The organism is Dyadobacter luticola (genome assembly GCF_005860805.1).
Classification (GTDB): Bacteria; Bacteroidota; Bacteroidia; order Cytophagales; family Spirosomataceae; genus Dyadobacter; species Dyadobacter luticola.
Genome location: NZ_VCEJ01000002.1, coordinates 293,837 through 313,154 on the forward strand (window position 1 = coordinate 293,837; position 19,318 = coordinate 313,154).

General features: G+C 47.5%; 16 protein-coding genes. 13 read left to right on the forward strand and 3 right to left on the reverse strand.

Going from position 1 to position 19,318, the window contains the following annotated elements:
• On the reverse strand, positions 1–345 hold the full coding sequence (locus tag FEN17_RS01175) for a PadR family transcriptional regulator (protein WP_138363491.1): 345 nt from the start codon (positions 343–345) through the stop codon (positions 1–3).
• Positions 346–546: 201 nt separating this feature from the next.
• On the opposite strand from FEN17_RS01175, the gene FEN17_RS01180 reads away from it, so the two are divergent.
• From FEN17_RS01180 to FEN17_RS01235, 12 genes are all read left to right on the forward strand, one after another.
• Positions 547–1,065, forward strand: coding sequence for a GFO_1088 family ECF-type sigma factor (locus FEN17_RS01180; protein ID WP_138363492.1), 519 nt, complete (start codon positions 547–549; stop codon positions 1,063–1,065).
• Positions 1,049–1,828 (forward strand): HEAT repeat domain-containing protein, encoded by a 780-nt coding sequence (locus tag FEN17_RS01185; protein WP_138363493.1) that lies wholly within the window; start codon positions 1,049–1,051, stop codon positions 1,826–1,828. Before FEN17_RS01180 ends, FEN17_RS01185 begins: the two co-directional genes overlap by 17 nt.
• A 35-nt stretch (positions 1,829–1,863) precedes the next feature.
• Positions 1,864–2,649 (forward strand): DUF4097 family beta strand repeat-containing protein, encoded by a 786-nt coding sequence (locus tag FEN17_RS01190; protein WP_138363494.1) that lies wholly within the window; start codon positions 1,864–1,866, stop codon positions 2,647–2,649.
• Between the two features lie 23 nt (positions 2,650–2,672).
• On the forward strand, positions 2,673–3,368 hold the full coding sequence (locus FEN17_RS01195) for a DUF4097 family beta strand repeat-containing protein (RefSeq protein WP_138363495.1): 696 nt from the start codon (positions 2,673–2,675) through the stop codon (positions 3,366–3,368).
• A gap of 88 nt (positions 3,369–3,456) precedes the next feature.
• Positions 3,457–3,843, forward strand: coding sequence for a hypothetical protein (locus FEN17_RS01200; RefSeq protein WP_138363496.1), 387 nt, complete (start codon positions 3,457–3,459; stop codon positions 3,841–3,843).
• A gap of 410 nt (positions 3,844–4,253) precedes the next feature.
• Positions 4,254–4,451 carry a hypothetical protein gene (locus tag FEN17_RS01205; protein WP_138363497.1) on the forward strand — a complete coding sequence of 66 codons (198 nt, stop codon included), beginning with the start codon at positions 4,254–4,256 and terminating at the stop codon, positions 4,449–4,451.
• 491 nt (positions 4,452–4,942) lie between these two features.
• Positions 4,943–6,280 carry a sensor histidine kinase gene (locus FEN17_RS01210; protein WP_138363498.1) on the forward strand — a complete coding sequence of 446 codons (1,338 nt, stop codon included), beginning with the start codon at positions 4,943–4,945 and terminating at the stop codon, positions 6,278–6,280.
• A gap of 57 nt (positions 6,281–6,337) precedes the next feature.
• Positions 6,338–6,988: a response regulator gene (locus FEN17_RS01215; protein ID WP_138363499.1), complete on the forward strand. Its 651-nt coding sequence runs from the start codon at positions 6,338–6,340 to the stop codon at positions 6,986–6,988.
• Positions 6,989–7,418: 430 nt separating this feature from the next.
• Positions 7,419–10,397, forward strand: a complete 2,979-nt coding sequence (locus tag FEN17_RS01220) for a glycosyltransferase family 117 protein (RefSeq protein WP_138363500.1) — start codon at positions 7,419–7,421, stop codon at positions 10,395–10,397.
• 60 nt (positions 10,398–10,457) lie between these two features.
• Complete coding sequence (locus tag FEN17_RS01225; protein WP_138363501.1) at positions 10,458–12,086, forward strand: alpha-amylase family protein; 1,629 nt, start codon at positions 10,458–10,460, stop codon at positions 12,084–12,086.
• A gap of 315 nt (positions 12,087–12,401) precedes the next feature.
• Positions 12,402–13,664, forward strand: a complete 1,263-nt coding sequence (locus FEN17_RS01230) for an ankyrin repeat domain-containing protein (RefSeq protein WP_138363502.1) — start codon at positions 12,402–12,404, stop codon at positions 13,662–13,664.
• A 180-nt stretch (positions 13,665–13,844) separates the two neighbouring features.
• A complete protein-coding gene (locus tag FEN17_RS01235) occupies positions 13,845–14,771 on the forward strand; it encodes a hypothetical protein (protein WP_229208636.1) in 927 nt (308 codons plus the stop codon).
• On the opposite strand, the gene FEN17_RS01240 is transcribed toward FEN17_RS01235, so the two are convergent.
• Positions 14,746–15,150 carry a winged helix-turn-helix transcriptional regulator gene (locus FEN17_RS01240; RefSeq protein WP_138363503.1) on the reverse strand — a complete coding sequence of 135 codons (405 nt, stop codon included), beginning with the start codon at positions 15,148–15,150 and terminating at the stop codon, positions 14,746–14,748. The genes FEN17_RS01235 and FEN17_RS01240 overlap by 26 nt on opposite strands.
• 112 nt (positions 15,151–15,262) lie before the next feature.
• Positions 15,263–16,039, reverse strand: coding sequence for a DUF899 domain-containing protein (locus FEN17_RS01245; protein ID WP_138363504.1), 777 nt, complete (start codon positions 16,037–16,039; stop codon positions 15,263–15,265).
• Between the two features lie 948 nt (positions 16,040–16,987).
• Between FEN17_RS01245 and FEN17_RS01255 the strand changes: the two genes are divergently transcribed.
• Positions 16,988–19,261 (forward strand): M1 family metallopeptidase, encoded by a 2,274-nt coding sequence (locus FEN17_RS01255; RefSeq protein ID WP_138363505.1) that lies wholly within the window; start codon positions 16,988–16,990, stop codon positions 19,259–19,261.
• Positions 19,262–19,318: the final 57 nt, after the last annotated feature.

The following is a 19,318-nucleotide window of genomic DNA, read 5'->3' on the forward strand; positions in this document are numbered from 1 at the left end:
TCAGGAAAAGCTCAGTTTCGGCTGCATTCTGTCATGCGGGATTGCTTTCCAGAGCTCTGCGCGTAAGTCCTGAATTTCATGTAGGGCGCGGTTGCCGAAATTGGTAATCTTGAAAAACCGTTTTCTCCTGCCGCCGCGCTCAGCCGTGGCGCCGCCCATCTCAGAGGTAAGGAATCCTTTTTCTTCGAGGCGGTATAAGGTGGCGTGCACCGCGCTCAATGTGATCGACCGGCCGGTGGTTTGCTGGATACTTTCCCAAATCGTCACCCCATACGCTTCTTCGGTGCTTGCCGCGACCACCAGCAGGACGATTTCTTCAAATTCTCCCAGGAATGTTCTCTTCATATTTGAAAAGGGTATTAGTTTTAATTATGCAAAACAAATAGTGAGCCAGATTAGCAAATGTGCCTTGGTGCATTCTAAATGATGTTTTTGATAAAATTCTTTGTTCGAAATCGGACAGGAAGTTAACGGTGCGGACATTTTTTGAAAATATTTTCCAGTTGGCTGTAACGAATAGGAGGGCTGGTCGTCTTTGTAATTGAAATGGATTTACAAGCCTTCACACAACGTATTCTTCCCGTGCAGGGACGCCTTTTCAGGCTGGCGCAAATGTTTCTTGGTAACCGCGAGGAGGCGGAAGATGCCATCCAGGATGTGTTGATGAGGCTGTGGACCAACCGGCAGCAGCTGGAAACGTACCAGAGTATCGACGCGCTGGCGGTGCAGATGACCAAGAATTTGTGTCTGGACCGGCTGAAATCGCATCACAAGCAGAAGGTACAGTATAATGTGGATATGACGGAAGTGCAGGCCGCAGAAATGACGCCGCACCGGCAGCTGGAAAATGCGGACAGTGAGGCGCTGATCTACAAGCTGATAAGTGAGTTGCCGGAACAGCATAAGCTGGTGCTGCATTTGCGGGATGTGGAGGAGTATTCTTTTGAAGAAATAGAACAGGTAACCGGGCTGACGAATGCCAACATTCGGACGATTCTTTCGCGGGCGAGGCAGAAGCTGCGCGAGAGTTACCTTAAAGCAAACGACTATGGATCAGGATATTGAAAAGTTATTAGAAAAATATTACGAGGGCGAAACGACCATTGAGGAGGAAAAAGTGCTGAAAAATTTTTTCCAAAACGAGGTGGTGCCCGAACATTTGAAAACCCACGGCGCGCAGTTCGGCTATTTTGTTTCGGCAAGAAATGAACTTCCATCGCTGACATTTAACAGTCAGCTGGCTAATTTGTTGGAGCCACCAAAGCAGGCGCCGATACGCCGGTTTGGCAGCTGGCTGGTGCGGATCGCGGCCGGGTTAGCATTGCTCATCGTCGGGTTTACGGGCGGGTTGCTGTTGCAGCAGCGTAAGGATCAGGGAGATATCGCTTTTTTGCCTAAATCAAAAGATGAAGTTTCCCATCAGGCAATAAAAAGTGTACTGGCCTTTGAAAAAGTAAGCGAGACTTCGGCGAGCGAGCGCATTCAGGCTGTAAATCAGAGTTACAAGCTTTCGGAAGTGGACCAGGACATTACCAGACTGCTGGTAAATACATTGAATTTTGACCCCAATGTGAATGTGCGGCTTGCGGCCTGCCAGGCGCTGCAACATTTTATTAATGAGCCTGAGGTGAGCGAAGCGCTGGTGCAATCCCTTGCTATCCAGACAGATCCGAACATTCAAATCACTTTGATTGAAGTACTGGTTTCGATCAAGGAAAAACGTGCCGTCGAACCTTTTCAGCAACTTTTGCGCGATGAAAAAGTGATGGAAGTGGTGCGGGCCAAAGCCAAGGAAGGTGTAAGTGAACTGACTTCGGCCGACGTTTAAGAGAATTAATCAATTACATATTTTAATCAAAAACCATGAAAAAAGTACTTTTAACGGGTATAGTGACCCTGCTGTGCCTTACCGAAATGAGGGCGCAGGGGCAGGAATTCAGAGCGAAGCTTGCCAATACCAAGGATAAAAAGGTGATCATCGAGATGACTGCCAGCGATGTCAAAATCGAAGGATATGCGGGTGACGAGGTGATCATTCAGGCGGCAAAAAATATGGAAGTGGCGCCCGAGCGGGCCAAGGGTCTCAAACCACTGTATAATTCGGGTGTCGATAACAGCGGGATCGGGCTTTCTGTGATCACGGAGGGAAATAGTGTGAAGATCGAAAAAGTGATGCGGAAGGAAGCGAAGTACACCATTAAAGTGCCGAAGCAGGTGGCTGTTTTCTTCCAGGAAGTGAACTGGCAGGGCGGTTCCAGACTGAATATCAGCGGGATGGATGGAGATCTGGAAATCAAAACCAACAATACAGACATTAACCTGACCAATGTTACCGGCCCCGTCGTAGCCAACTCGACGAGCGGAAATGTGACGGCTACTTTCACTGCACTGGACCAAACAAAACCCACGGCAATTTCTACGATCAGCGGCGAAATTGATGTGACGCTACCGGCGACAGTGAAGTCGGATATGAGACTGCGGTCGATCAACGGGGAAATGTATACGGACTTCGACCTGGGTGTGAAAAGTTCGAAAAACGGCCTGTCGAAAGTGGGCGGGGGAAATGATATCGAGGGTACGACGAATGGCGGAGGGGTTGAATTTCAATTAAAAACAATTAGCAGCAACATTTATATCCGTAAAAAATAGCCATCACTTTTGCATCTGTAGCCATGAAAAAAAACCTCTTAATCATCCTGCTGGCCCTGATCGCCAGCCCATTGTTCGCCCAGAAAATCATTGAAAAGCACTTGCCTTACAAAGACGGGCAGGTAGCCAATCTGAACCTGAAATTTGCCGATAGCATTAAGGTGCGGTACTGGGACAAAGCCGAAGTGTATGTGAAAATCAGGGTGGTAATTAACAATAACAAATTGAATGATGCGCTCGTAGTTACCGATAAGAGCACTGCCGGCGAGCTAAGCCTGGAAGTTGATTTTGACCGTGAAATGGTTAAACAGGGGAAGTGGGAAGATTGTCCGAGTGACAAGGTGAGTAGTTGGAGCAATGATGGTAAAAACCAGCATTACATCTGCAAGGAGCTTGAATACCAGGTGTTTCTGCCCCGAAATGCAAAACTCAAACTGGAAACCATCGACGGTAACATTGACATTCAGGGCACAGGCACACCCATTTTCGCGAAGAGTATCAGCGGGTTTGTGGACATGAGCTGGCCGAAAGCAAAGGGTATCAATGTAGCGATGAAAACCATCACCGGCGAAGTTTATTCCGATTTTGACATTGTATTGAAAGGTAAGAAAGAGTCGCACCCGATCGTCGGGTATATGCTGGAAGGAACGTCCAACGGCGGCGGCCCGGATGTGAAGCTGGAATCGATCAGCAATGATGTTTATCTGAGAAAGAAATAAATGACCATTGATTTTCGTCATAATAAGGGTTAATGTTACAACCAATGTGAGATTTTGCCTGTCTACCATCGGATTTAAAACACTTGTTATGTTCAGAATTACCAGACTTATTTTTATCATAACGATCTTATTGTCAGCCTGTACGGATGGCGATAAGATCGCTCCTACAACAATTTGGTCGGCCGGCTGCGGTACCCTGGCACCCAAAAACGGTGCTTACCAGTTTTCAGGTACCTGCTGCGAATACACCGATCTTCCCAATCTTTCTTTCCGGCAGGGAAAAACGGTGACCGTCGACGGAACATACCATTCATTCACCGGCGCTGGCTTCACGAATGAGCCAGTCAAAATCACGATGATCGTTTCGCCGGACGGTAACAAACTCAAACTCTCGTTCATCGCCTACGGTACTTTGCATGAGTACGACATGGTCCCTGGCGGCGCTAAAATGGTTTGTGATTGTCTTTGTGAATGACCGGTTTGATCAGAAATGTCTCAGGAGCTTTCCAGCGAAGGCTCCTTTTTTTGTGTCGGTTCAAATATATTTTGGGACTAAAAGAAGATTTTGAGTGGTTCTTCGATTTGTCCCATTTTTTAAAACAGGCTTGAAAGCCCCCTTCTCACGAATCGCCGGCCCATGATTTGCTGCGTAACATATGCCCTCAGAGCAGTTACAAACGGTTAAGCAATGCTGCCAACCAATTTTCCAACCGTAAATGCTGTCCCCAGTGAGAGCAGGTTACACCCCTTTAAACCAGCGGTGTCACCACAAAAAAATGCACCGTATAAAATGATTAAATTATAATTGCAGCCAGTTGGATGAGCAGTGTCTTTGAAGATGAATGTTAAAGAGTCATTATGTTTTTAAACCTTAATTACCCTGTTATGAAAACGCAAAGTAAATACCTGGATGAAATCAACCGGCTGCTCGCTGATTACCTCCTTGAAATTGAAAAGTCGGATCTGAAACCGCTGTCAGCACAGGTTTATCAGGTTCAGTCAAAAAATTTCGTGAGATGGATCAATGGTGAGTTCACACCGGGTGAAGTGAAGAAAGCGAAAAAAGCGAAGGAAAAGAACTAGTATTCGTCCCGACCTTACACACTAAATATCCAACGTTCCTTTATTATTTTCCCCAATACAATCAGGTGTTAGCACATTCTCGTGATAGCGCCAGATACCCCTCCGTCGCCTGCCAAGTTAATTCCCCGGTTACTCCACACCGAAACAGCCATACCTCTTAAAACAAAACACCTTCAGGTAACAGCTACCGGAAGGTGTAAGATATACTCAACGTTTATAACAATCTCAGCTTCCCGGATCAGAACCTCCATATCTTTCGCTTCGTCCTGCAGAACCAGAAATAGGTTACAATTATACAAGACAAAAGATAATTTGGGTGTAGTTTGCGATTATTTATCTTGTAGCAATTTCTCTACACCCGTACTTTCGTTTTTTGGTTAGATTTGGCGTTATCGCCATATTTTGGGGTTGCAAGGTTTGTGAATTTTCCATAAACCTGCCTTTTCGTATACAGATCATAGTATAACTGGATAGCTTATAAATCCGCACACATGAATTTTTCATTTTTGGAGTGGCCTGTAAGGAAGCAGTTGGCGCAGGAGAAAAATAATTTGCACCGGGCACGCATCAAAATTTTGTCTTACGCACTGCATTTAAGGTTAGTTACAACCGCACTCCTTCTTGCTTTTTATGTGATTCAGGATGCCAAAGTCCAGATCGTGCGGATCTCGGTACTGTTGGCGGTCGCGATCTTGTTTTACATTGTGGTGTCCATGGGCGCTAATTGGCGGCGGTCTATACACGCGGCAGTACTGATTTTTTTAACAATAATCTGGACAAATCTCTTCGCATTCGAAGGCGGCTTGAACTTGGCCACGCTGCAATATGTGGCAATAATAAGTACCTGTTCATTTTATGGTTTGGGAAACAAATGGGGACTCTCGTACTCGGGGCTCGCGATCACACCATTTATCCTTTACATTATCCTTGGACATTCGGTTGGGCTGATGGTGCCCTGGGGGCCGGAAGGATCGGGTAATTTTGGTTTGGCCGTACTGCTCTTTCACAACTTCATCTTCCTGGTACTGATCAACTATTATTTCTTCAATTCGTTTTACGACACCATACAGGCGCTGGATTCCAAAACGACCGAGCTGACCGCCAGCCTCAATTCACTAGAACAGTCGCGGGTGCGGCAGGATGACGAGTTGCGGCACCAGAAACATTTGCTCGCCAGCATTTCCCATGATATCAAAAGTCCGCTGCGGTTTCTGATGACAACCACCGCGCGACTTGCCAGGAATTATCCCGATTTACCGACCGTGCGGGCGATCAGCCAGTCGAGCAGCCGGCTTTATAACTTCATGAAAAACCTGCTGGAATACACGGAACTGAGGTATAAAAACAGCGTACTGAATCTGGTATACCTCGATCTGAATGAACTCGTCCAGCAGAAGTTCGAAATATTCGTTACCGAGGCGGAAGGCAACTCGGCTATGCTGGTCAATCATGTGCTACCCGGTGTCATCCTCAAAAGTAATCCCCAGCTCATCAGCATTATCCTGCACAACCTGATAGACAACGCAATCAAGGTAACTTACGACGGCAAAATCACCGTTAGCTGTACCGATCACCGGAATGAGCTGCACCTGACCGTAACAGATTCGGGTACCGGCATGGACCCGCGCATCATGGGCTGGATCAACAGCCCGAGCAAAATTCCGGGTACGGAGCACAATGCGCAAAGCTTCGGGATGGGGTTGCTCATTGTGAAAGAGCTCAGTTCACTGGTCGGTGCGAAGCTGCTGGCGGAGCCCAATTTGCCCTCAGGAACATCGGTTCATATCATTTTTTCAAAAAATAGTATAAGTAGTGAATTTTCTACATGAGATTTTGTGGATATTCTCTTACCTTTAAATAAGAAATAGTACTATTTACTTGCGTTAATGAAGACAGTGTTATTGGTGGAAGACCATTCCATCGTGAGAATGGGGGTAAAGTTGCTCATAGAGGATTTTCTGCCATCTGTTAACGTCATTGAAGCCGGCAGCTTTAACGAAACTTTGCGGCATTTACAGTCCAGGTATTTTGATCTGGTGATTCTGGATGTCAAAATTCCGGGCGGCGAAGGCTTTAACATGATCGATAAGATCAAGGCGATACAAAGCAAGGTGAAAGTCCTGATTTTCTCGTCACAGGATGAGGAGCTTTATGCAATCCATTATTTCAAAGCAGGCGCAAGCGGTTATTTGCCCAAAGATTCTTCGAATGAAGAACTGGAAAGAGCAATCACCTCGGTATTGAATGGTGGTACGTATATCAGTCATGTTGTACAAAGCCAGCTCATCACCAGCAGCATGCTTGAAAGAGAAAGCAAGGACAGTCCGCTGGAAATATTATCGAACCGCGAGCTGGAAATTATGGATATGCTGCTGATCGGTAAATGGACAAAGGACATTGCTATTGACCTGAATATCAAGGAAAGTACAGTGAGTACCTACAAGGCCAGGATCTTTGAGAAGCTGGATGTGACCAACATTCTGGAATTGTTCAAAAAAGTGGAAATTTATAAAAAACAGAAGGCAAGAATACATTGACACTCAACGTTAGGCTTTTTTAAAAACCCGGATCGTCTCCGGTAACAGTTAAAAATCTCCTCACAACAACAACGATTTTTTATTTTCATGGAAAGGGCTGTCAATTATCCCAAATCGGCGGAATTGCCTTTTTTTGGCGCTGTTATACTTACAGTAACAATGGGCTCCGCACTCTGGACTTCATTCATTTATTTTATTTACTACCTCTTGCTCATCAGGTAGTTCCCGCATTTGTTCTTTACAAAATCAGTCGCCCGGCAAAATCGGACGACTCATTTTCTTGTCATGTATATCGCGGTTGTTAAAGAAAGTTAAACCGCACATTCCGGCCGTTTGCGTTAACTTTTTTTAAGAATGCGCCTGCCTGCGCTTCCGGGCAGTGTCGATAGTTTTGGGCACGATTTCCAACGCGACCTAAAACACCCGGATCATGACAACGCCTTTTAAAAAATGGAACAACATTACCAGCTGGACTGTATTTGCAGTCGCCCTGGTCACTTACCTGATGACCATGGAGCGCACGGCCAGCTTCTGGGACTGCGGCGAATTTATTGCCTGCGCATTCAAGTTGCAGGTGCCGCATCCGCCCGGCGCACCATTTTTTCTGCTGATCGGCCGCTTGTTTTCACTCCTTGCCCTGGGTGATGTGATGCAGGTCGCTTATTGGGTGAACATGGTTTCGGTTTTGAGCAGCGCATTCACTATTTTTTTTCTGTACAAAACCATTTCGATGCTGGCGGTCAAGCTGGTAGGTAAAAAGACTGATGCGCTGGACAATGCAGAAATGGCACTGATCATGGGCTCGGGCGTGATCGGCGCGCTGGCTTATGCCTGGTCCGATTCATTCTGGTTTTCGGCTGTCGAGGCGGAAGTTTACGGCATGTCGTCCTTTTTTACAGCGATCGTGATCTGGTCGGTTTTTAAATGGGAGCGTGTGGAAGATTCGGCTACAGAGAATCGCTGGCTGATCTTAACTGCTTATCTGGTAGGACTTTCCATCGGTGTACACTTACTCAATCTGGTCACAATCCCCGCATTAGCCCTGGTTTATTATTTTAAAAAATATCCAAAACCAACATTCTTCGGCGGCTCGGTGGCATTTTTGGCAGGGTTGCTCATTTTGGGTATCATCAACTCCGGCATTATTCCGGGGCTTCCCGAGCTGGCTGGCAAATTTGAGATCTTCTTTGTCAATTCGCTGGGGCTGCCTTACAATTCCGGCGTAACGTTTTTTATCGTGCTCTTCCTGGGCACATTGGTCTGGGCTATTCGCTTTTCACATCGGACAGGCAGGGTGATGCTCAATACCGCATTGCTGTCTTTTGCGTTTGTGCTGGTGGGTTACTCTTCCTACGCGATGGTCCTGGTGCGCTCCGCTTATAATCCGCCCATCAATGAAAATAATCCGAGCGGCGTGCTGCGGTTTGTTTATTATTTAAAAAGAGAACAGTATGAAAGCCGCCCGCTACTCTACGGGCCATCATTTATTTCGCGTCCCGTCAGTCAGGACCGGGGCTCGCCGGTTTATATTCAAAAAGACGGTAAGTATGTAATTATCGACTACAAGCCGGTGTACGGCTACGAACCTGGCAGCAGTATGCTTTTTCCGAGAATGTACAGCTCGCAGCCGGGGCATCCGCAGCTTTATCAGCAAATGACAGGTTTGGCGCCTGGTGAAAAACCCACCATGAAACAAAACCTGACCTACCTGTTTTCCCATCAACTCGGGCACATGTACTGGCGTTATTTTCTCTGGAATTTTGTCGGCCGGGAGAGCGACCAGGAAGGTGCGGGCGTAATGCTGCCGTGGGATTCTGTGAAAAAATATCCCTTTTCGATCCGGGAAAACCGGGGCCACAACAACTTTTTTATGCTGCCCTTTTTACTGGGGCTTTTCGGGATCGTTTTCATGTTTTCCAAATCTAGAAAAGATTTGCTGGTGCTCGGGCTGCTCTTTGTACTGACCGGCGCAGCATTGGTTGTCTACCTCAACTCACCGCCCTCTGAACCGCGCGAACGTGACTACATTTACGTCGGTTCGTTCTATATTTTCTGTATGTGGGTGGGCGTAGGTGTGATGGCCGTGGCGAATTTTTTAAATAAAATCATTAAGAAACCAGCCTTACAAGCCGGCATGGCGGTTGCTGCAAGTGTGTCGGTGCCGGTGGTTATGATCGCGGCGGGCTGGGATAACCATGATCGCAGTAACCGGTATCATTCAGTTGATTTCGCCAGGAACCTGCTGAACTCCTGCGCGCCGAATGCCATACTTTTTACCGGAGGGGATAATGATACATTCCCGCTCTGGTATGTACAGGAAGTGGAGGGTTTCAGGACGGATGTGCGGGTTTGCGTGCAGACTTTCTTGGGAGCCGACTGGTACATTCAGCAGCTGAAACGAAAGATCAATCAATCGGACGCGCTGCCTTTCACATTGGATACCAGCCAATACCTCACCGGAAAAAACGAGTATGTGCCTTTCTACGAAATCGCGTCGGTGAAAAATGGTATCAACCTCAAAGAATACCTGGATCTCATCAAGCACGAAAATAAGGCGATACAGGTGCCGCTGACCTCCGGCGAAATGACTTCGATTTTACCTTCATCCACTTTATTTCTTCCTGTCGATAAAAAAGCAGTAGGTGCGATGGGTATCGTGAAAAAAGAATTGGAACCCTATCTCACCGATTCCATGAGCTGGAACATTGGTGACAAAGACCTTTTTAAATTTGATTTGGTTATGCTGGATGTCATCGCGAGCAATAATTGGAAACGCCCGATCTATTTCTCCTCCACGATGGGCTCGACGCATAACCTCGGCTTGCAGGAATATTTGCAGCAGGAAGGCTACGTGTACCGGCTTCTTCCCGTGCGTGTCGAGGGCGCGACGGATGGATATGTCAATTCCGACGTGATGTATGACAACCTCATGAACAAGACTTTCTGGCGCGAAATGAACAACCCGAAAGTATATTACGATGATACTTACAAAGGTGCGCCGGTAGTGACCGCCAGGCTTTCATTTTTGCGGCTTGCGCAGCAGCTGATCGCGGAAAAGAAACTGGATAAGGCCAAAAAAGTGGTGGACAAGGCGATGGCCGTTATGCCTGACGATACCATTCCATTTGACCAGGTATCCGTCGGATTTATAGGGCCGCTTTTTGAGGTGGGTGAAAATAAAAAGGCGCTGGACTCGGCCAGGACGATGGCGCTGCGCTCGGATGAAAACCTGACTTGGATCAAAGAACAAGGTGGCCAGCGCAACCGGGATGTGAATGTGGATCTGTTTATCCTGCAAAGTATTGTACAGGAATGCCGGCGGGCCAATCAGGTGAAGGAAGCGGATCAGTACGAGGCCATTTTCAAAAAACATTTGCTCGCATTTAACATGTACGACGGAGAAAAATAACGTCGGTCGCCTGATGGCATTGCTTTTTTACCATGGGTCAGAAACACAATATTCTGACCCATGCTTGAAGAACTTTGGTATAAAAATGCAGTGATATACAGCCTCGATCTCGAAACGTTTATGGACGGAAACGACGACGGGGTAGGCGATTTTGAAGGACTTTGCAACCGCTTGGATTACCTGCACGCGCTGGGCCTCGACACCATCTGGCTGGCACCTTTCCAGCCGACGCCCAACCGCGATAACGGATATGATATCAGTGATTTTTACGGCGTAGACCCCCGCCACGGTTCCAGTGGCGACTTCGTTGATTTTATACATAAAGCCAGAAAGCTCGGGATCAAAGTCATCATTGACCTGGTTGTAAACCATACCTCCGACCAGCACCGCTGGTTCAAGGAAGCAAGCTCGTCCAAAGACAATCCGAAGCGCGACTGGTATGTGTGGTCGGATAAAAGACCCAAGAACTGGAACAAGGGAATGGTTTTCCCCGGTGTGCAGAAGGCGACCTGGACCAAACATAAAGATTCCAAATCCTATTATTTCCACCGTTTTTACGATTTCCAGCCGGACCTGAATACGGATAACCCGGAAGTTCGCGAGGAGATCAACCGCATTATGGGCTACTGGCTCGAACTTGGCATAGCCGGGTTTCGCGTGGATGCCGTACCTTTTATTCTTGAATCGCCGTCGCTTGATGGTAAGGAAATTCCGCTGCATTTTGAATATCTCAAAGCTATGCGCAGCTTTTTGCAGTGGAGACGGGGCGATGCCGTGTTGCTGGGAGAAGCAAACGTGCTACCGAAAGAAAGCAAAAAATATTTCGGCGAGGATGGTGACGGCATTCACCTCATGTTCAATTTTTTCGTTAACCAATATACATTCTACGCGCTCGCGACCTCGGATTCCACGCCGCTGATCAAAGCGCTCGAGGCCACCCGCGAAATTCCTCAAATGAGCCAGTGGGCGCACTTTCTGCGTAACCACGACGAGCTCGATCTGGGCCGGCTTACCGACGAAGAACGCCAGAAAGTTTTCGAAAGATTTGGCCCCGAGAAAGAAATGCAGCTTTACGACCGCGGGATCCGGAGGAGACTTTCGCCCATGCTCGGCAATCGTGCGCAGACGGAACTAGCTTACAGTCTCATGTTTTCGCTGCCCGGTACGCCTGTAATACGCTACGGCGACGAGATAGGAATGGGGGATGATCTTTCGCTGCCAGAGCGAGAAGCCGTGCGGACGCCGATGCAATGGTCGTCCGAAAGCCAGGGCGGTTTTTCCAAAGCAAGCCACCTCGTCAATCCGGTCATCAAGGAAGGATATTATGCCTATGATCACATGAATGTGGAAAACCAGCGCCGTGACCCTTCTTCTCTGCTCAACTGGATGACTTCGCTGATCCGCCTCCGAAAAGAATGTCCGGAAATCGGATACGGTAACTGGGAGATTATGGAGACGGGATACAAGCAAATCCTGGGGATGAAATATACGTGGAAAAGCAGGGTGCTGCTGATCTGGCATAATTTCGAGGAGAAGTCCCTGGAACTTGTTGTACCTGAGGAGCAAGCGCGCACGGGAAGGCTTGTAGACCTGATGAACAACATTGAAAGTGTGCTCGATGAAAAAGGACGGCATACCATTACGCTCGAAGCTTACGGGTATCGCTGGTTCCGCGCTTGCACCGGCTAATTTCGTCGATATACATTTGTAATAATTATTTAGTAAATACTACACAGCCAAGCCAGGAAAATATTATTTTTCCATTTATTTTTATAGGCAAAATAATCCACTACCCTCTATCTTGATCGTTCGCCCAGGCCGGGCTACTTTGTTCACATCGAACTAGTTTTTGGCGCTTTTTAGGAATATCTGTACAAAGCATAGGCCTCCAAAATGAGGCAGGATTGCGCAGGTTTTTTGTTTGACACCACACCAAATCGTTCTTTTCAAATTGGACTAATCCAACTCAGACTGGATGATGCGGTTTTTTTACGACTCACTTATATGAATACCACAGACGTACTTCCTCTGATAGAAACGCCGACCCTGGATTATTATGAAAGTAAAGCCTGCGAGCTTTTCGAATCCTGCAAAACAGTCAGTAATTATACCATTCAACATATCCGGAAATATCATCCCGACCCGGATAAACTGGCTGACGTAAACCGGCTGCTGCAAAATTTCAGCCTCGACGATGCGCGGCTGATACTGGCACGCGAGCACGGATTTTCTGATCTGGAAACATTTATTTCCCACATTTGTGAGTTAGCTCGTGAAGGCTCGCAGGTGCAGAAATTTGAGCGGGCGGTGGACGCGATCGTTCGCGGCGATGCCGAAACTTTGGAATTTCTCATCGCCTCTGATCCAAGAATTGTGCGCTCACGCTCTTCCAGGGCGCATGAAGCTACCTTGCTGCATTATGTGGCCGCAAACGGACTTGAAATTTACCGCCAGGAAACGCCGGCGAACATTGTTGAGATAGCAGAACTGCTTCTTTCAAAAGGCTGCGAGGTGGATGCGCTGGCAAAGGTATTCGACAATCGCCTGGCAACAACCCTGGAATTAACCGTTTCCAGTGGACATTCTGCCGCGGCAGGCGTGCAGTCGGCTTTGGTTGAAAAGTTGCTGGATCATGGCGCAAAAGTGAATGGTGTGCTCGACGACAGCTCTCCGCTGGTCACCGCCTTGTATCACCGACATGCCGGAGCTGCGGAAACATTAGCAGCTCGCGGTGCCAGGATCGACAATGTGGTAACTGCTGCGGCGATGGGGAGGCGTGAAATACTGGCGCAATACCTCGATGAAAATGGAAAGGTAACTGCCGACGCGCCGATACTGAATGTTGGCTGGCTGCCCAGGATGAAAACACCTCAGGAAAACCTTGAACTGGGATTTGTATGGGCTGCGATGTTGAACCGTGTCGATACTGTTTCTTATTTGCTTGACAATCACATTAACCTGCTTTCCCGTGATCATAAGCAGTGGACAGCGCTGCATTGGGCGGCTTACCTGGGTCACCTGGAAATTGTCGATCTATTGTTAAAAAGGCGGGCGCCGCTGGAAGCAAGGCATGAAATAGGGGGGACGGTACTGGACCAGACACTATGGGCCACGATCAACCGCGGAGTGAGCCCGGACCATGTAGAAATCATCAGAAAGCTGATCGAGGCAGGAGCAAAAATTCACTCCTGGTGGCATTTTGCAACCCTCACGCCGCCGCTGGACGACCGTATTGCCGATTTATTGATGGAGTTTGATAATTCCTGAACTTCATATTTGCTTAACAATCAGTGCATTAAAAGCTTCGCAATTTCTTAATGGTAACAAATCCAGAATGTTATGGATTTTGTTGTTATATATCAAAACTGTGTAGAAAAATGCTGGGAACCGAAGTTGTGAAAACTTATCTTGCAACCGATATATCTCAACCATATTTAGTTTTTACACATGCTTACTTCTTCAATTCGGTTATTTATACCGGTTTTGCTATGCGCATACTGGCTCCTTGTTACACCGCTGTACGCACAAAATACGCTGGAATTTGTGCAGGACGGAATCAATAACAGTTATCCGCTGCCCGTCCCCAAAGGGCCGACCTCTATTCCGCAGACGCTCACATTTTTTCTGAATAACAACGGCAGCACCGACGACGGCATCTATTTTCAGAAGGCCCCTCGAAACATTTCTGTCACATTCAGCTTCGACGATCAGAAGTATGTGACAGTTCCGCAGCATGTTACCGGTCTTACATTCGGTGCTGCATCGGGGGCGAGCAGCAGCCAGATAAAGGCGGTTCCGGTTGTGAACAGCAGTTATTATTATGTAGATACCACCCGGACAATTTTCACGGCGCATCCGAATGGTCCGGTCGGGCGGGGGATCAATTTATATGTCAATGCGGGTTTACAGATTTTCCTTTCCGCGAAGCCGCTGCTGCTGTCGAATGCGCCGAAGTCCGATACGAGCCGGTATTATTATGGAAAATTGCGTTTGCAGTTCAGCCGACCGGTAACAGACCCGGTAATTTCCTTCATGGGCTTGGGCGCTACCACCAATTTTGCCAATAAAAAACTGGGTTTTGCTACTGAGTTGGAGCTTCAAACACCGGGTCTTACCCTCACGAAATTGTCAGGAAACAAGGATATGCTGATTGATCCTTCAAAAAAGAAAATCCTTCACGCTAGAACCATCATCACCGGCGGCTGCGATACCGGTGCAGCCTGTGGCAGCGTAGTAGTGAAAGGCTCGCAAATCACGACTTTGATTTTCGGGGTCTATCTGCGGGCCGACGGCGGTCAGGGCGTTTGGGGAACAGAAAAAGTGACGAATTCCGGCGATATGTGGCACATTACTGTAACACTGCCCGAGCAGTAACGCCCGCTTCCGCTCTTGCATCGCTTCTGATTTTGGCCCGGTGCATTTCACCCCAGTTGATGAGCGAGCTCAGCACTGGATCGAGGGTGTCGCTGTAATCCGTCAGTTCATATTCAATGATAACTGTCGGATCGGTATACACGATCCGTTTTACAAAACCATTCATTTCGAGTTCTTTCAATTCATTGGAGAGCACCCGCGCCGAAATGCCGGAAATACTCCGCTGCAAATCATTGAACCGCATATTTCCTTCTGAGAGGGCCAAAATCACCCGCAATTTCCACTTCCCGCCAATCGCGTAGAGGGCATCACCCATCGCGGCCAACTTTCCGTTGCATTCCACAACCGTGGGTTTCGAATCTTCCTGGTGCTTGCGCATATCTGTTCGCAATCTAAAAGGTCACCACTAACCTTTTGTATACTACTAATATTTAGTTAGTAAAGATAGGTAATTTTGTTGTAAACAAAAACAGATATGAAAGCGAAAAAAGTTAGTGGCAGCAGCTGCCGGGGTCTTTTTTGAAATCTTCGTATTTGTCGTGGTGACGCATCCAGTCCATGATCACGTCTTCATTGCGGCCTTTGGGTGTGAAATCGAGGAAATTGTGGGCGCCGATGAGCACGTCGCCGCCGCGTGCGTAGGCGGAGTAGGTGTGGTAAATGTTACCTTCCTCATCTTTATAAAAAACGCTTGTCCCCGGCGACTCGGTGCCTGAATCGTGCTTGGCGTACTCGTAATTATAGTAAACCTGCCCTTTTTCGATCTGTTCATCAGTAAAAGAAACGTGATAATCGTAATTGAAATCACTGCTGAAAGACGATACCCACTCAAATTTCCACTCCATCCGCTTTTTAAAAGGCAAGATCGTCGCCAGCGGCGCCCTCGAAACTACCACGACCGACACATCGTGGTGCGCCAGATGCAGGTTCGCGCCATCAATGTGATCGGCTAGAAATGAACATCCCGGGCATCCTTCTTCCCACTCCGGGGCAAACATGAAATGATAAATCAGCAGCTGGCTGTTCTTCCCAAAGAGGCCCGACAATGTTACCGGCCCATGCGTACTTTCGAAAGTATAGTTCTTGTCCACTTTTGTCCACGGAAGCGCGCGTCGCTCGGCACTCAGCTCATCTTGCAGCCTCGATAACTCTTTTTCCTTGACCAACAGCTGTTTACGTGCAGTAATCCAATCCTGCTGAGAAACCACAGGATGGTTTGAATACTTTTCCTCTGAAATATCACTCAGCATTTCCTGTTGCTTTTCCATGATTTCAAAAAGTTTGTTTTTTATACAAATCTCACATTTAATTATATAATAAACAGTGTGGAAATAGCCGAATTTGGGGGGCATTTGAGACAATGTGCGGTTGGTGGAGACGCTTCTGGTATGATTGTTTAACATTCCCTGGCAGAATACATAATTGTTAAGATTAATCAACAAACATACAGATCATGAAAACCTTAAAATTCAATCTCATCGCATTAACGATCTTCGGATCGGCAGTAGCTTACGGTCAGACTACTACAACGCCTTCATCGTCATCGTCTTCCAGCAGCTCGCCAAGCTCGACTACGACGCAGCCGGCAACAGTTCCAGGAAGCAATCTGCAGCCTTCAACATTGCCGGGAGCTTCTAAACCAGGCAGCACCACAACGCAGCCAGGTAACTCGACGACACCAAATATGAAGACGCAGCCATCAACAGTTCCACCGGGAACCGTGCCTGATAGGTCTACATCGCCGACTACCACTAATCCGGTAACGACGCCAGAATCATCAAACAACGTTCCAAGAACCGGATCACAGTCAACTACGTCGCCAGGAACAGTACCTTCATCAACACTTCCAGGTACTACAACTCCTAACGCAAACGTACCAGCTACAACCACTTATCCATCGACGACATCGCCTACAAGCACTACACCGTCGACAGCATTGCCAGGAACTTCTACTTCGCCATCGACAACTTCCGGCGGAACGATTCCTAGAAAATAATTGGATCGGATGTTATTGTAACCAAACTAAATATGAAAGCCTGCCAGAGAAATTTGGCAGGCTTTTTTACATGTAGACCTATTTCGTCCACACAATGTGTAGTAATTCTTCAAATAATCCCTCTTAAAATTCTTTTTGTATAATTATTGACAATTTCGCTTGATGTGGGCAACAAGTCGTAAGTTAGTAGTAGAATCCAAACTGAAATGATCCTGCGTGCATGAAAATACATTTGCTACTTATTTTTCTGGTCTTTTTTTCAGCGGTGAAAGCCCAGGAGGCCGACCCGATCACACGCATGATTGAAATTGCAAAAATTGAAAAGCGTGCGCATGAAAAGTTGCACCGTGCTGAAAGAACTTCTGCACTGACCAGTGCTTCCCAAAACTTCAATGTTAACTATTATCGCTGCGAGTGGGAGGTGACGCCTACCGTCCAGTTTATCTCCGGAAAAGTGACCAGCCACTATCAGACTACCGCCGCCGGAAGCAGCATTGCATTTGACCTCGCAAACAACCTGACGGTTTCTTCGGTAACACAAAGAAATGTAGCCATACCATTCACACAGGGCAATAACACATTGACAATCAACTTTCCGGTAGCATTCGGAACGGGGGTGAAAGATTCGGTAACTGTGGTTTACGCCGGGCAACCGACAGGTGCAGATGGCTATTTTACGGTTTCGACGCACGGCAGCGCCGCCGCGGCCAAGCCGGTTTTGTGGACGTTGAGCGAGCCTTTTGGTAGCCGTGAATGGTGGCCGTGTAAAAATGGCCTGGACGACAAAGCCGATTCCATCGATGTTTACATCACACATCCATCGGCTTATAAAGGTGTGGCAAATGGTATACAAGTATCACAAACCAATATTGCGGGCAGCAAAACAGTCACGCACTGGAAACACCGCTATCCGATTGCTTCCTACCTGGTGAGCCTGGCTGTTGCCGACTATACGGTACTCAACAATTCCGTAATGGTAGGGGCCGACAACATTGCAATGCAGACATTCTGCTATGCCGATGGGCTGGCAAATTTTACAAATGGCGCGAACATCGCCATGGATGCCATTTCACTGTTTAGCGCCCAATTTGGCACATATCCGTTCAAAAATGAAAAATATGGCCACGTGCAGTTTGATGGCGGCGGCGGGATGGAGCACCAGACAAATTCTTTTATGACCTCGATGGACCAGGGATTGATCTCACATGAATTGGGGCATCAGTGGTTTGGCGATAAGGTAACGTGCGCCAGTTGGGAGGATATCTGGCTGAATGAAGGTTTTGCCACACATTTACAATATATGTATTCGGAGTACAAGCAGCCGCAGAATACGACCTCCAACCGTACTGCGGTAGTCAATTTCATTACTTCGGCGCCGGACGGCTCGGTGCGGGTGGATAATGTGAATGATATCAACCGGATTTTCGATAACCGGCTCAGTTATTACAAAGGCTCGTATCTGCTGTATATGCTGAGGTGGATTTTGAGTGATAATGTGTTTAAAACCGCGATCAATAATTATCTGAATGATCCTGCGCTGGCCTATGGTTACGCTACTACGGCAAATCTGAAAAGTCACCTGGAAGCGGCCAGCGGCAGAAACCTTACCTATTTTTTCGATCAGTGGTATACGGGACAGGGATATCCTTCCTACCAGGTTCAATGGTATCCGGTGGGCAACAAGGTGCAGATTAAACTTAGCCAGACTACTTCCCACCCGTCCGTGAGCTTTTTCCGTCTGCCTGTGCCGCTTTTGTTCCGAAATACAGTCACCAATGAGCAAAAGCTGGTTACGCTTAATCATACTTTCAGCGGACAAATGTTCAGCGAGGAACTTGGTTTTGTTCCGAATACTGTCATTTTTGATCCCTCGGTGTGGCTGGTTACCCGAAACAATACGATTACTAAAGAGTCGGGGCCGCTGCCAGTAACATTTGTTTCTTTCCAGGCTGAATGTGCGGGAAATGGGGTGACATTGAAATGGGAAACTTCGGAAGAAACCGGCGCCGATCGTTTCGAAATCCAGAAAAGTGCGGATGCAGCCAACTGGGAAAACATTGGTACTGTGAAAGCTGTGGGTGATTCAAAGGTTTTAAACAAATATGAATTCACACATCCGGCCCCTGGTGCGCAGCGGAGCTATTACAGATTACTGGAAGTCGATGTGGACGGGACAAAACAGTACACCCGGATTATCGCCAGCTCGTGCATCGTGCTGGGTGCCGAAAGTCAGCCAGACTGTTTGCATGTGACCATTAAACCCAATCCGGTTAAAAACCGCCTCATTTTTGATGCAGATAATCCCGGTAGCGGAAATTTGCAGGCTGCGATTTTTACGGTGAGCGGCGCACAGCCAAGTGCAGGTCTGAAAAACATACTCGTCAGGGCTAAAAACGACATTGATATTTCTTCGCTGCCCTCGGGTTTATACCTGCTGGTGCTGTCAACCGATGATCAGAAACCTGTTCAAACCGTCCGGTTTTTAAAGGAATAAGTCTAAAGCCGCAGCCCTGTTTTGGCTTGATTTTTATGTATATGTGGGAATCATGTT

Coding starts and splice junctions, on each gene's coding strand:
- FEN17_RS01205 (WP_138363497.1), top strand. CDS start 4,254: ATGAAAACGCAAAGTAAATACCTGGATGAAATCAACCGGCTGCTCGCT.
- FEN17_RS01190 (WP_138363494.1), top strand. CDS start 1,864: ATGAAAAAAGTACTTTTAACGGGTATAGTGACCCTGCTGTGCCTTACC.
- FEN17_RS01245 (WP_138363504.1), bottom strand. CDS start 16,039: ATGGAAAAGCAACAGGAAATGCTGAGTGATATTTCAGAGGAAAAGTAT.
- FEN17_RS01195 (WP_138363495.1), top strand. CDS start 2,673: ATGAAAAAAAACCTCTTAATCATCCTGCTGGCCCTGATCGCCAGCCCA.
- FEN17_RS01215 (WP_138363499.1), top strand. CDS start 6,338: ATGAAGACAGTGTTATTGGTGGAAGACCATTCCATCGTGAGAATGGGG.
- FEN17_RS01235 (WP_229208636.1), top strand. CDS start 13,845: ATGCTTACTTCTTCAATTCGGTTATTTATACCGGTTTTGCTATGCGCA.
- FEN17_RS01240 (WP_138363503.1), bottom strand. CDS start 15,150: ATGCGCAAGCACCAGGAAGATTCGAAACCCACGGTTGTGGAATGCAAC.
- FEN17_RS01185 (WP_138363493.1), top strand. CDS start 1,049: ATGGATCAGGATATTGAAAAGTTATTAGAAAAATATTACGAGGGCGAA.
- FEN17_RS01230 (WP_138363502.1), top strand. CDS start 12,402: ATGAATACCACAGACGTACTTCCTCTGATAGAAACGCCGACCCTGGAT.
- FEN17_RS01255 (WP_138363505.1), top strand. CDS start 16,988: ATGAAAATACATTTGCTACTTATTTTTCTGGTCTTTTTTTCAGCGGTG.
- FEN17_RS01175 (WP_138363491.1), bottom strand. CDS start 345: ATGAAGAGAACATTCCTGGGAGAATTTGAAGAAATCGTCCTGCTGGTG.
- FEN17_RS01210 (WP_138363498.1), top strand. CDS start 4,943: ATGAATTTTTCATTTTTGGAGTGGCCTGTAAGGAAGCAGTTGGCGCAG.
- FEN17_RS01225 (WP_138363501.1), top strand. CDS start 10,458: ATGCTTGAAGAACTTTGGTATAAAAATGCAGTGATATACAGCCTCGAT.
- FEN17_RS01200 (WP_138363496.1), top strand. CDS start 3,457: ATGTTCAGAATTACCAGACTTATTTTTATCATAACGATCTTATTGTCA.
- FEN17_RS01220 (WP_138363500.1), top strand. CDS start 7,419: ATGACAACGCCTTTTAAAAAATGGAACAACATTACCAGCTGGACTGTA.
- FEN17_RS01180 (WP_138363492.1), top strand. CDS start 547: ATGGATTTACAAGCCTTCACACAACGTATTCTTCCCGTGCAGGGACGC.